The sequence below is a fragment of the Streptomyces puniciscabiei genome (assembly GCF_006715785.1).
Classification (GTDB): domain Bacteria; phylum Actinomycetota; class Actinomycetes; order Streptomycetales; family Streptomycetaceae; genus Streptomyces; species Streptomyces puniciscabiei.
In genome coordinates this window covers 5,467,228-5,479,808 of the sequence record NZ_VFNX01000001.1, presented here as the reverse complement: position 1 = coordinate 5,479,808, position 12,581 = coordinate 5,467,228, and the positions used below count along the sequence as shown (strand labels likewise).

The 12,581-nt window shown below is 72.4% G+C and carries 12 protein-coding genes; 8 read left to right on the top strand and 4 right to left on the bottom strand.

The window, feature by feature from the left end:
- Positions 1–64: 64 nt before the first annotated feature.
- Positions 65–646 carry a TIGR03086 family metal-binding protein gene (locus FB563_RS25330; RefSeq protein WP_055703510.1) on the bottom strand — a complete coding sequence of 194 codons (582 nt, stop codon included), beginning with the start codon at positions 644–646 and terminating at the stop codon, positions 65–67.
- A gap of 189 nt (positions 647–835) precedes the next feature.
- Between FB563_RS25330 and FB563_RS25325 the strand changes: the two genes are divergently transcribed.
- Positions 836–2,068 (top strand): MFS transporter, encoded by a 1,233-nt coding sequence (locus tag FB563_RS25325; protein WP_055703509.1) that lies wholly within the window; start codon positions 836–838, stop codon positions 2,066–2,068.
- Here the strand turns inward: FB563_RS25325 and FB563_RS25320 are convergent.
- Both FB563_RS25320 and FB563_RS25315 read right to left on the bottom strand, forming a co-directional pair.
- On the bottom strand, positions 2,005–3,168 hold the full coding sequence (locus FB563_RS25320; protein ID WP_142218917.1) for a hypothetical protein: 1,164 nt from the start codon (positions 3,166–3,168) through the stop codon (positions 2,005–2,007). The two genes, FB563_RS25325 and FB563_RS25320, sit on opposite strands and share 64 nt — an antisense overlap.
- Positions 3,169–3,367: 199 nt before the next feature.
- Positions 3,368–4,309, bottom strand: a complete 942-nt coding sequence (locus FB563_RS25315; protein WP_055709543.1) for a 5-dehydro-4-deoxyglucarate dehydratase — start codon at positions 4,307–4,309, stop codon at positions 3,368–3,370.
- Positions 4,310–4,538: 229 nt separating this feature from the next.
- Between FB563_RS25315 and FB563_RS25310 the strand changes: the two genes are divergently transcribed.
- From FB563_RS25310 to FB563_RS25280, 7 genes are all read left to right on the top strand, one after another.
- Positions 4,539–5,348 (top strand): NAD-dependent epimerase/dehydratase family protein, encoded by an 810-nt coding sequence (locus tag FB563_RS25310; RefSeq protein ID WP_055709542.1) that lies wholly within the window; start codon positions 4,539–4,541, stop codon positions 5,346–5,348.
- Between the two features lie 294 nt (positions 5,349–5,642).
- On the top strand, positions 5,643–6,413 hold the full coding sequence (locus FB563_RS25305; protein WP_055709545.1) for a DeoR/GlpR family DNA-binding transcription regulator: 771 nt from the start codon (positions 5,643–5,645) through the stop codon (positions 6,411–6,413).
- A 92-nt stretch (positions 6,414–6,505) separates the two neighbouring features.
- Positions 6,506–7,873 (top strand): ABC transporter substrate-binding protein, encoded by a 1,368-nt coding sequence (locus tag FB563_RS25300; protein WP_055709541.1) that lies wholly within the window; start codon positions 6,506–6,508, stop codon positions 7,871–7,873.
- The gene (locus FB563_RS25295) at positions 7,870–8,805 is read left to right on the top strand and encodes a carbohydrate ABC transporter permease (RefSeq protein ID WP_055709540.1); all 936 of its coding nucleotides are present in this window, start codon (positions 7,870–7,872) and stop codon (positions 8,803–8,805) included. The genes FB563_RS25300 and FB563_RS25295 overlap by 4 nt, the downstream gene beginning before the upstream one ends.
- Entirely contained in the window at positions 8,802–9,629 is an 828-nt protein-coding gene (locus FB563_RS25290; RefSeq protein ID WP_055709539.1) for a carbohydrate ABC transporter permease, read from the top strand. Before FB563_RS25295 ends, FB563_RS25290 begins: the two co-directional genes overlap by 4 nt.
- A complete protein-coding gene (locus tag FB563_RS25285; protein ID WP_055709538.1) occupies positions 9,626–10,615 on the top strand; it encodes a zinc-dependent alcohol dehydrogenase family protein in 990 nt (329 codons plus the stop codon). Before FB563_RS25290 ends, FB563_RS25285 begins: the two co-directional genes overlap by 4 nt.
- 87 nt (positions 10,616–10,702) lie before the next feature.
- Complete coding sequence (locus FB563_RS25280; protein WP_055709537.1) at positions 10,703–11,896, top strand: TerD family protein; 1,194 nt, start codon at positions 10,703–10,705, stop codon at positions 11,894–11,896.
- Between the two features lie 51 nt (positions 11,897–11,947).
- On the opposite strand, the gene FB563_RS25275 is transcribed toward FB563_RS25280, so the two are convergent.
- Positions 11,948–12,526 carry a TetR/AcrR family transcriptional regulator gene (locus FB563_RS25275; RefSeq protein WP_055709536.1) on the bottom strand — a complete coding sequence of 193 codons (579 nt, stop codon included), beginning with the start codon at positions 12,524–12,526 and terminating at the stop codon, positions 11,948–11,950.
- Positions 12,527–12,581 lie beyond the last annotated feature (55 nt).

Sequence of the window (12,581 nt, the reverse complement as noted above, 5' to 3'; positions counted from 1 at the left end):
ACCGGTGTCCCGGGGGCCGCCGCACCGGTGCACGTACTCAGCTCGTGGCTGCCCTCCTACTCAGTCATGGACGCCACATCGGGTCCCGGCCACTCAGCCCCACCGCCCGCTCCAGCAGCGGCGCGTCCTCCGCCACCGGGACGACCGGCCCGAAGAGGCCGCCGCCGCGGTTCGGGTCCTCGGCCGCCCTGAGCAGGAAGCCGTGGGCCGCGTCCAGGGCGGCGGGGTCGGGGGCGTAGAGGCGTCCGACGGCCTGGGCCAGGTCCCAGCCGTGGATGACCAGTTCGTCGGCGACGACGGCACCGGCGACCTCGCCCGGCAGGTCCACCCCGCCCGCGCGGGTCATACCGGTCCAGGCCGCCGGATCACGCCAGGCGTCGGCGAGTTCGTCCAGGGCCTTGGGCAGTTCCTCGCGCCAGCCGGGGCCGATGTCCGGGACGGCCGCGGCCGGGCTGGTGTCGGTCGTCGGCCCGAGGTCCTTGCGGGCGGCGTCGCGGAAGGCCACGGAGAGCAGGTGGATGTGGCCGAGCAGATTCCGCACCGCGAGGTCCGGACACGGCGTGGCGGCCGTGAGCTGTTCGTCGGTCACCGTTTCGACCAGCCCCGCCACCATTCTTGTCTGGGAGCCGAAGTCGATCATGGTCATGCCGTTACTCCTTCGCGGTCGCACTCCTCGTACGAAGGGCAGACCGCCCGGGGCGCGAGAACTCATCGGTGGCGCGCGGCCGCCGCCACGGTTCCCGCCGCCCAGGCACGGACTGCCGCCGGCCGGCCCTCCGGGATAAGGCACCTGACCGATCCGCGCCCGCCCGCCTTAGACCCACGATGAGCAGGCATGACGACTTCCTGGACCCTGCTCCGCGTGCTGCGGGACCGCGACGCGGGGCTGTATCTGGCGGCGGTGGTGGTGTCGGGCTTCGGCAACTCCGCGCTGTTCCTGGCGTCGGGCGTGTGGGTGAAGGACCTCACCGGGTCCGACGGCCCGGCCGCGCTGTGCATGCTCGCCATGTGGGCGCCCACCCTGGCGGGCCCGGCACTGGGCACGATCGCCGACCGCGTCCGCCGCAAGCCCCTGCTGGTTGCCCTGAACGCGGGCCTGGCGGCCCTGCTGCCCACCCTGTGCACCGTGGGCTCCCCGGGCGGCCTGTGGCTGCTCTTCACCGTCCTGCTGGTCTACGGCGCCGCCGAGGTCGTCCATGACGCGGCGGAGTCGGCCCTGGTGACCGCGGCGATCGGCGCGGAGCGCCTCGGCGACTTCAACGGGCTGCGCATGGCCGTCACCGAGGGCATGAAGCTCGTCGCCCCGCTGACCGGGGCGGGCCTGTACACGGCCTTCGGCGGTCCGGCCGTCGCCTGCCTGGACGCGGGCACCTTCGCGGTCGCCGCCGGGCTGTACGCGCTGCTGCGGGTGCGCGAGGAGCGGCCCGCCCGGTCCGGCGGCAGCCGACGCGAGGACACCGTGGCAGGGGTCCGGCACCTGTGGGGGCACCCCGGCCTGCGCCCGCTGGTCCGGGCCGGCGGTGCGACGATGCTCCTGACCGCCCTGTGCAGCACGACGCTGTACGCCGTCGTCGATCGTCTCGGTCACTCCCCCGCGTACACCGGCGTGCTGTACGCCGTCCAGGGTGCCGGTTCGGTGACGGCGGGGCTCGTCTCGGGCGCAGCGCTGCGGCGGCTGGGCGCGCGCCGGTTCGCGGCGGCCGGGATCGCGCTGACGGCGCTCGCGGTGGCCGCGCGCGCCGTGCCGTCGGACGCGGTGGCCCTCGCGTCGTCCGCGGCGGGCGGTCTCGGGCTGCCCTGTGTGCTCGTCGCCACGTTCACCGCCGTCCAGCGGGAGACGCCCGGCCCCCTGCTCGGCCGGGCGACGGCCACCGCGAGCACCCTGGTCTTCACGCCCAATGTCGTCGGGCTCGCCGTGGGCGCGGGTCTGGTCGAACTCGCCCCGCCCGCAGTGCTGTTGCCGGTCTACGGCCTCGCGCTGCTCGGTACGGCGGCGTCCCTGGCTCAGCGCGCGGACAGCGCCTCGCGCACCGAGGTGAGGTCGCCGTCCGACGCCAACCCGGCGTGATAGAGCCGCAGTTCGGTCGCGCCCTGGGCACGCGCGCGTGCCGCGTCCGCCGCGAGGGTGCCGGGGCTGCCGCCCATCCCGGAGACGACGGTGAGGTTGGCGGCCAGCACCGTCCGCTCCCCGGCCGCTTCGGCGAAGGGCGCCAGCAGGGCCGTACCGCCCGTGCAGGGCACCACCACGCCGTCGGCGACGGCGAGGACGCGGGCGGGGTCGACGCCGGCGTTGGCGCCGCAGTGGTAGGAGACCGGGTCGGCGTGCAGCAGGACCTGGAAGCCGGCCGGTGCGGCGGCGCGTACGGCGGCGACGGCCTCCTCCTGGAGGGTGCCTGCGGTTTCCTCGCGCCACGCGCGTGTGCGGGCCGCGTTCTCCTCGCCGAGCAGCTTCCCGACCGTCGGCCAGCCCTCGTCGTCCGCCGCGCCCCGCCACAGCGGCTCCAGCGCGGCCCGCACGGACGCGGCCAGCTCATCGGGATCCAGGCCCTGCCCGGCGTACCCGGCGCGGCAGGACGGGCAGAAGCACAGGGACATCAGGTACTGCCCGGCCTCCCCGAGGGCGACACCGCCGGTCTTGTCGTGGGCGTGCAGGTGCTGGAGCCCGTACCAGCCGAGGGACTCCAGTTCGGTGCCGTGCGCGCCGGGGCGTACGGCGGCCTCGGCGGCCAGGTCGACCAGGTACGCGCGCGTGGCGGGCTGGGCGATGCAGGGCGCCCAGGGGTAGCGGTCGCCGTAGGCGTTGACCACCGAGGTGTCCGGGTGCTCGGCGCCCAGGCGGGAGTTGTGGGCGAGGACGACCCAGGTGTGCACCTGAAGGCCCGCCGCGGCCAGGGCCGCCGCCGCCTCTCCGTAGGCGTCGCCGGGGGCCCAGCGGCCGGCGGGGTACGGCCTGATGCCGCGGCCCGCCCAGCGGTGGTCCGGCGGGTAGAGGACGGCCGCGTACTCGGCGGTGACGACGCGGTGGCGGGGGTGGCGGGGGGTCAGGGCGCGGGTGGAGTGGTAGGCGGCGGCGAGGGTGACCTGCCGCACGCCGAGCCCGGCGATGCGCGCGGGCGCCTCCGGGTCCCCGTTGACGTCCCAGGGGTAGACGAACGCCGACGCCTTCACGCAGCCTCCTCCGAGCGGTACCGACGCGCGCTCATGTACTCGCCCGAGCGGTGCCGACGCACGCCCACGCCCTCGCCCGAGCCGGGAAGACGCACGCCCACGCCCTCCCCCGAGCCACACCCACGCACGCACACGCGTCGTCCTGCGGGCCGTGTCGCCGTTCGCCCACGCGTCCGTCTCGCGGCCGCAGCCCGCTCGCTCACGCGTCCTCCTCCAGCAGCGCGCAGCCCCGCTCGATCAGCTGGGCGAGTTGTTTCACATGGTCCTCCGCCGGCTCGTGCAGCGGGGGCCGGACCTCGCCGACGTCCAGGCCGCGCAGCCGTACGCCCGCCTTGACGAGCGAGACGGCGTAGCCGCGGCCCTGGGCGCGCAGTTCCACGAACGGGCGGTAGAACCCGTCCAGGAGGCGCCGCAGGGTCGCGGTGCGGCCCGCGGTCAGGGCCCGGTGGTAGGCGAGGGCGATCTCGGGGGCGAAGCAGAAGACGGCCGAGGAGTACAGGGGGACGCCGAGGGCGTGGTAGGCGAGCTGGGTCTGCTCGGCGGTGGGCAGGCCGTTGAAGTACAGGAAGTCGCCGGGGACCTCGGTACGGACGGCGCTGATGATCCGCTGCATCAGGTCGAGGTCGCCGAGGCCGTCCTTGAGGCCGACGATCCCGTCGGTGCGGGCGAGTTCCACCACCGTGCGCGGGGTGAAGACGGCGTTGTCGCGCTGGTAGACGACGACCGGCAGGCCGGTGGCCGCGGCGAGCTCCCGGTAGTGCCGCAGCAGGCCCTCCTGACCGGCGAGGACGAGGTACGGCGGCATGGCGAGGAGACCGTCCGCGCCGGCCCGCTCGGCGAGCCGGGCGTAGCGCGCGGCGAGCGCGGTGCCGTAGCCGGCGCCGGCTACCACCGGGACACGCCCCTCGGCCGCCTCCACGGCCACCCGGACGCAGGCCTCGAACTCCTCCGGCAGCAGGGCGTGGAACTCCCCGGTGCCGCAGCAGGCGAACACGGCGGCGGCACCGGCGGCGACGCCCCGGCGGACGTGTGTGCGGTAGACGTCGAGGTCGAGCGAGCCGTCGGGGCCGAAGGCCGTGACAGGGAAGAAGAGCGGCCCGCCCGGTGCACGGAGCCGTTCGGTGAGAGGGGCTGGCGTCAACGGGCTCTCCCTTGGGACACGCCGGCGTCGCACACGTCGGTGCATGCCTCTGATCCTCGTCCATATTTCTGAACGCGACCACGCTACGGGGCCTTCCTGTGGCAGGTCAAGCAGGCAAACCCGCACCACCTGAAGCGAATTCACCGACCTCACGCGAGACTTGACGGTGCACGGCGAACCTCTCTAGCGTGTCCACGTATGTGAATGCCGGCCGCAAGGAGAACCGAGGATGCCCGCTCCCCGCACCGTTCTGCTCACCGGCGCCGCCGGCGGACTCGGCACCCTGATGCGGTCCCTGCTGCCGGAGTACGGCTACACGCTGCGCCTGTTCGACGTGCGCCCCATCGAGGACGCGCCGGACGCGATCACCGCCGACCTCAGCGACACGGCCGCCCTGCGCGAGGCCGTCCGGGGCGTGGACGCGATCCTGCACCTCGCGGGCATCTCCCTGGAGGCCCCCTTCGAGAAGATCCTGAAGTCCAACATCGAGGGCACCTACCACCTCTACGAGGCCGCCCGCCAGGAGGGCGTGCCCCGGATCGTCTTCGCCTCCTCCAACCACGCCGTCGGCTTCACCCCGGCCCCGCGCGCGGGCGAGCCCCTGATCCCGATCGACACCCCGCGCCGCCCGGACACCTTCTACGGCCTGTCCAAGGCCTTCGGCGAGGACCTCGCCCAGCTGTACTGGGACAAGCACGGCCTGGAGACCGTTTCCGTGCGCATCGGCTCCTGCTTCCCGGAGCCGACCAGCGTGCGCATGCTCTCGGTGTGGATGAGCCCGGCCGACGGCGCCCGCCTCTTCCACGCGGCCCTGACCGCCGAGGGGGTCGGCCACACCGTCGTCTACGGCTCCTCCGCCAACACCCGGCTGTGGTGGGACCTGACCACCGCGCGGGCCCTCGGTTACGAGCCGCAGGACGACTCCGAGCCGTACGCCGAGAAGCTGATCGCCGAGCAGGGCGAGCTGGACCCGCAGAACCCGGCGCACAGCCACCTCGGTGGGCACTTCGTGAACGACCCGCCGATCTGGCCGTACTGAGCTTCCCGGGCGCCTCGGGCAACCGTCCAAGGCGCCCGGGCGGCGCAAAACGATCGCTCACGCGCGCGGGCGGGCACCGAACGGGCCCGCCCGCCGCCGTATTCGGGCATCCGGTACGCCCGCTCCCACCCCGCGGGGCACGGCCGCGCAGGTCCGAGCCGGGCACCGCCCTCGGTGAACGGGCACGAACGGGCAGTATCGGGCCCGCAACAGGCCTGGTCAGCACCGGAGACCGACGGTAGAACTTCCCCCATGGGCCCGAACGGGCAGCTCCACAGGGAAGTGGGTGACGACATGACCATCAGGACGGCGGAGGAACGCCAGCGCGAGATCGTGCGGGCCGCACGCGCCACCGGCTCGGTCGACGTCACCGCACTCGCCTTGGAGCTGGGCGTGGCCAAGGAGACCATCCGGCGCGATCTGCGCGCCCTGGAGGACCACGGCCTGGTCCGCCGTACGCACGGCGGCGCCTACCCGGTGGAGAGCGCCGGCTTCGAGACGACGCTCGCCTTCCGCGCCACCAGCCACGTGCCCGAGAAGCGCCGGATCGCGGCCGCGGCGGCCGAGCTGCTCGGGGACGCGGAGACGGTCTTCGTCGACGAGGGCTTCACCCCGCAGCTCATCGCCGAGGCCCTGCCGGCGGACCGGCCGCTGACCGTGGTCACCGCGTCCCTGCCGGTCGCGGGCGCCCTGGCGGAGGCCGAGCAGATCTCGGTGCTGCTGCTCGGTGGCCGGGTGCGGGCCGGCACGCTGGCCACGGTCGACCACTGGACGACGAAGATGCTGGCCGGTTTCGTCCTCGACCTCGCCTACATCGGCGCCAACGGCATCTCCCGCGAGCACGGCCTGACCACGCCCGACCCGGCGGTCAGCGAGGTCAAGGCGCAGGCGATACGGGCCGCGCGCCGGACCGTCTTCGCGGGCGTGCACACCAAGTTCGGCGCGGTCAGCTTCTGCCGGTTCGCCGAGATCGGCGCGCTGGAGGCGATCGTGACGAGCACCCAGCTCCCGGCCGCCGAGGCCCACCGCTACTCCCTGCTGGGCCCGCAGGTCATCAGGGTCTGAGAAGTCCGAGTCCGAAAGTACAACCCACTCCCCTTGGGGGCGCTCCGCACCTCCAAGTGCCCCTTATATCCAGATATCTCCAGGAGCGATCCATGCGAACCCAGAGCCGACGGAGGCCGCGAGCCACGCTCGCCATGGCCGCCGCAGGGACGCTGCTCGCCCCGCTGCTCTCCGGCTGCTGGGTCGGTGCGGGCGGGACCGGTTCCGGCGGCGACTCCATCAACGTGCTGATGGTCAACAACCCCCAGATGACCGAACTCCAGAAGCTCGCCCCCCGCTTCACCAAGGAGACCGGCATCAAGGTCAACTTCACGGTCCTGCCCGAGAACGACGTCCGCGACAAGATCAGCCAGGACTTCGCCAACCAGGCCGGGCAGTACGACGTGGCGACCCTGAGCAACTACGAGATACCCATCTACGCCCGCAACGGCTGGCTGCACGAGATGAACTCCTACGTCGCCAAGGACCCGTCGTACGACGAACAGGACGTCCTGGGCCCCATGCGCCAGTCCCTGACCGCCTCCGACGGCAAGCTCTACGGCCAGCCCTTCTACGGCGAGTCGTCCTTCCTGATGTACCGCAAGGACGTGTTCGCGGCGAAGGGCCTGACCATGCCGGCGCACCCCACGTGGACGCAGGTCGCCGACCTCGCCGCACAGGTGGACGGCGCGCGGTCCGGCATGAAGGGCATCTGTCTGCGCGGCCTGCCCGGCTGGGGCGAGATGATCGCGCCGCTGACCACCGTGGTGAACACCTTCGGCGGCACCTGGTTCGACAGGAACTGGAAGGCCCACCTCGACTCCCCCGAGTTCGAGAAGGCGACGAAGTTCTATGTCGACCTGGTCCGCGCGCACGGCGAGTCCGGCGCCGCCCAGTCCGGCTTCGCCGAGTGCCTCAACGACATGACCCAGGGCAAGGTCGCCATGTGGTACGACGCCACCTCCGCGGCCGGCCTGCTGGAGGCGAAGGGCTCCCCCGTCAAGGGCAAGCTCGGCTACGCCCCCGCCCCCGTGGAGAAGACCCCGTCCTCCGGCTGGCTCTACACCTGGGCCTGGGGCATCCAGCAGGCCTCCCGCAACCCGGACAAGGCCTGGAAGTTCGTGTCCTGGGCGTCCAGTAAGGAGTACGAGCAGCTGGTCGGCGAGACCAGCGGCTGGCCGAACGTCCCGGCGGGCAAGCGGGCTTCGACGTACACCAACGCCGACTACCGCAGGTCGGCCGCCGCCTTCCAGGACATGACGAAGCAGGCCATCGAGAGCGCCCGCCCGAACGACCCCGGCGTACAGCCGCGCCCCGCGCCCGGCATCCAGTTCGTCGACATCCCCGAGTTCACCGACCTCGGCACCAAGGTCTCCCAGGAGATCAGCGCGGCCATCGCCGGACGCCAGTCCGTCGAGACGGCCCTGAAGAACTCGCAGGCGCTCGCCGAGAAGATATCCAAGGAGTACGAGGGACGATGACCGCGACGACAGCACCCCTCGCCGCCACACCGGTACGCGCCGCGCGGCAGCCCTCCGCCCGCCTGCGCGCCTGGGCCACCCGGGCCCCCCTCCTGCCCGCCCTCGTCTTCATGATCGTCGTGACCCAGCTGCCGTTCGTGGCCACGCTGGTGATCTCCTTCTTCGACTGGAACGCCCTCTACCCCAAGGCCCGCCACTTCACCGGGCTGGACAACTACCGTCAGGTGCTGACCGACGCGGACCTGCGCCACTCGGTCTGGACGACCGTGCTGCTCACGGTGACGGTGGTGCTGGTCAGCCTGGTCCTCGGGCTGGCGCTGGCCCTGCTCCTGGACCGCAAGTTCCGCGGCCGGGGCGTCGTCCGCACGCTGCTGATCGCCCCGTTCCTCGTCGTCCCGGTGGCCGCGGCCCTGCTCTGGAAGCATGTGCTGTACAACCCCGAATACGGACTGCTCAATGGGTTGTTGCACTATGTGGGCGGCCCACAGCCCGACTGGATCTCCAACACCCCGCTGCTCGCGGTCGAGGCCTCCCTGGTGTGGCAGTGGACGCCGTTCATGATGCTGATCCTGCTCGCCGGGCTGCAGAGCCGTGACCCCGAGCAGATCGAGGCCGCCCGGGTGGACGGCGCGAACGACTGGCAGGTCTTCCGCCATCTGACGCTCCCGCACCTGCGCCGCTATCTCGAACTCGGCGCCCTGCTGGGCTCGATCTACATCGTCCAGAACTTCGACGCGGTCTTCACGATCACGTCCGGCGGGCTCGGCACCGCCAACCTGCCCTACACCGTCTACCAGAGCTTCTACCAGGCCCACGAGAACGGCCTCGCCTCGGCCGCCGGCGTCCTGGTGGTCATCGGCTCGATCGTCATCGCGACCTTCGCCCTGCGCGTGGTGTCGTCCCTGTTCCGCGAGGAGGTGTCCCGCGCATGAACGCCGTGATCCGCAGAAACGGGCTGGGTCTCGTGGCCTGGCTGGTCGGGATCGTGTTCTTCCTGCCCATCGCCTGGATGGCGCTGACGTCCTTCCACTCGGAGGCGGACGCGGCGACCAACCCGCCGTCCTTCGCCGCCTCGCTGACCCTCGACGGCTACCGCGAGTTCTTCGGGGCGGGCGGCGGCGCGAGCCCCTGGCCCGCGCTGGTCAACTCCACCGTGGCCTCGGTGGTGTCGACGGTCTGCGTGCTGCTCCTCGCCCTCCCGGCGGCGTACGCGCTGTCCGTCCGGCGGGTCCGCAAGTGGACGGACGTCCTGTTCTTCTTCCTGTCCACGAAGATGCTGCCGGTGGTGGCCGGCCTGCTGCCGATCTACCTCTTCGCGAAGAACACCGGGATGCTCGACAACATCTGGCTCCTGGTCATCCTCTACACCTCCATGAACCTGCCGATCGCGGTGTGGATGATGCAGTCCTTCCTCGCCGAGGTCCCAGTGGCGGTGATCGAGGCGGCGCAGATCGACGGCGCCCGGCTGCCGACCATCCTCGCGCGCGTGGTCGCCCCGATCGCCCTGCCCGGCATCGCCGCCACGGCGCTGATCTGCTTCATCTTCAGCTGGAACGAGCTGCTGTTCGCCCGAGTCCTGACGGGCGTGGTCGCCGAGACCGCCCCCGTCTTCCTGACCGGCTTCATCACCAGCCAGGGCCTGTTCCTGGCCAAGGTGTGCGCCGCGTCGCTCGTCGTCTCCCTGCCGGTGCTCGCCGCGGGGTTCGCCGCCCAGGACAAGCTGGTCCAGGGCCTGTCGTTGGGAGCCGTGAAATGAAGGCCGCCGTCATCGAGTCCGTGGGCCGCGCCGTGGTCACCGAGGTGCCGGACCCGGCTCCGGGCCCCCGGGAGGTCGTCGTGGAAGTGGCCGCCTGCGGGCTGTGCGGCACCGATCTGCACATCCTCCAGGGCGAGTTCGCGCCCAAGCTGCCGATCGTCCCCGGCCACGAGTTCGCGGGCGAGGTGGTCGGCGTCGGCGGCCAGGTCACCGAGGTCGCGGTCGGCGACCGGGTGGCCGTGGACCCCTCCCTGTACTGCTACGAGTGCCGCTACTGCCGTACCGGCCACAACAACCTGTGCGAACGCTGGGCCGCGATCGGTGTGACCACGGCCGGCGGAGCGGCGCAGTACGCCGTCGCGCCGGTGGCGAACTGCGTGAAGCTGCCCGAGCACGTGCGCACCGAGGACGCGGCGCTGGTGGAGCCGCTGTCCTGCGCGGTGCGCGGGTACGACGTCCTGCAGTCCCGCCTCGGCGCCCACGTCCTGATCTACGGCTCCGGCACCATGGGTCTGATGATGCTGGAGCTGGCCAAGCGGACGGGCGCGGCGAGCGTGGACGTGGTCGACGTGAACCCGGCGCGGCTGGAGACCGCGCGACGACTGGGCGTCTCGGCGTCGGCGGGGAACGCGGACGAGCTGGACCGGCCGCAGGGCTGGGACGTCGTCGTGGACGCGACCGGCAACGCGGCGGCCATCCAGGACGGCCTGGACCGGGTGGCGAAGGCGGGCACGTTCCTGCAGTTCGGGGTCGCCGACTACGCGACCCGGGTGACGATCGACCCGTACCGCATCTACAACCAGGAGATCACCATCACCGGCTCCATGGCGGTGCTGCACAGCTTCGAGCGGGCGGCCGAGCTGTTCGCGAACGGGGTGCTGGACCCAGAGGTGTTCATCAGCGACCGGATCCCGCTGGCGCGGTACCCGCAGGCCCTGGAGCAGTTCGCGGCGGGCGTGGGGCGGAAGATCGTGGTCGTACCCTGAGCCGCCTCGGGGTGGGACCCTGAGCCGAATGGGGGTCGGGTAAGGGAACGGTAAAGCGGTGTCGTTCGTTCATCCGGCATGACAGCTATGACCCCTGGCTCGAACATCCCTCTCTCCGCCGCGCGCGTGACGGTGGACGTCGCCGCTCCGGTGCGGCTCGACGTGTCGGGCCTGCTGCTCACCGCCGACGGCAAGGTGCGCTCGGACGACGACTTCATCTTCTACAACCAGCCCACGGGCCCGGGTGTGAACCACGCGTCCGGCGGGGGTACGGCCCCCGACGCGATCACGGTCGACACCGCCGCCGTCCCGCCGGACATCGAGAAGATCGTGGTCACGGCCAGCCCGGACGCGGCCGGCCAGACCTTCCACGGCATCGAGCCGACGGCCACGATCCGCGACGCGGACGGCGGCTCGGTGCTGGCCACGTTCACCCCGCCGCAGCTCGGTGCGGAGACGGCGCTGGTCGTCGTGGAGATCTACCGCCGGGGCGGCGTCTGGAAGGCCCGCGCGGTCGGCCAGGGGTACGCCAACGGGCTGGCCGGCATCGCCACGGACTTCGGGGTGACGGTGGAGGAGCCGGCGGCAGCCCCGGCGGCCCCGCCGCAGCCGGCCGCGCCGCCGCAGCCGGTGGCTCCGCCGGGGCCCACCGTGCAGACACCGGTCACCCCGCCGGCCCCGCCCGCTCCCGCCCCGGGCGCCGGGAAGATCAACCTCGACAAGGGCCGGGTCAGCCTCCAGAAGAACCAGACCGTCTCCCTGATCAAGGGCGGCCGCCCGCTGCTCTCCCAGGTCAGGATGGGGCTCGGCTGGGAGCCGGCGTTCCGCGGTGCGGACATCGACCTGGACGCCTCGGTCATCGCCTACGGCCCGCAGCGCAACCACCTCGACAGCTGCTACTTCGGCAAGCTGACGATCCTGAACGGCGCGATCAGGCACTCCGGCGACAACCTCACCGGCGAGGGCGCGGGCGACGACGAGGTGATCACGGTCGACCTCGGCCGTCTCCCCCAGGAGGTCACCGGCCTGGTCTTCACGGTCAACTCCTTCTCCGGCCAGAAGTTCACCGAGGTCGCCAAGGCCTACTGCCGTCTGCTGGACGGCACCACCGGCGAGGAACTGGTCCGCTTCGACCTCACCCACGCCGAGCCCCAGACGGGCGTGATGATGGCCAAGCTCATCCGCCAGTTCTCCGGCGAGTGGGACATGACGGCGCTGGGCGACTTCGTGAAGGCCCGGACGGTGCGCAACATGGTGGAGCCGGGGGCGCGGGCTCTGTAGACGGCCGTACGACAGCCGGCGGCGCCCCCGTCCGTCAGGGGCGCCCGGCTCTCAGGCCTCCCCGCCCGGCCGCAGTCCGTCCATCAGCAGCGACAGATAGCGGCGGATCTGCCTCCCCTGCCCGTCCGCGAGCTCCGACGCCGAGGCCACGCCATGGGCGAGGCGCAGGACCTCGATCGGCTCGACGTCCTCCCGCAGGCTGCCCTCCCGCTGGGCCGCCTCCACCAGCCGCCGTGCCGCGTCCTTCATATGGGTGCCGCAGGCCGTGTCCGCGACCGAGCCGCCGTCGGTGACGGCCGACCCCAGGAGGGCCTTCAGGCCGCGCACCTGGATCGCCCCGGCACACACCGCGCCCAGCCACTCCATCAGCGCCTCGCCCGGCGGCAGTTGTGCGGCGAACTCGCCGGCCCGGGCCGACATGGCCTCGATCCGGTCCACGTACGCGGCCTCCAGCAGCGCCTGACGGGTCGGGAAGTGGCGGTAGAGCGTGCCGGAGCCGACGCCCGCCCGCTTGGCGATGTCGTCCAGCGAGGCGTTCTCCCCATGCTCGGCGAAGGCCTCCGCCGCGACCTTCAGCAGTCGCTCGTAGTTGCGGCGAGCGTCCGCGCGCATGGGCCTGACCTGCGGCATCCAGGAACTCCTCGCCAACCGGGGATTCTCCCCGAATCCTATCGGGACCCGGCCC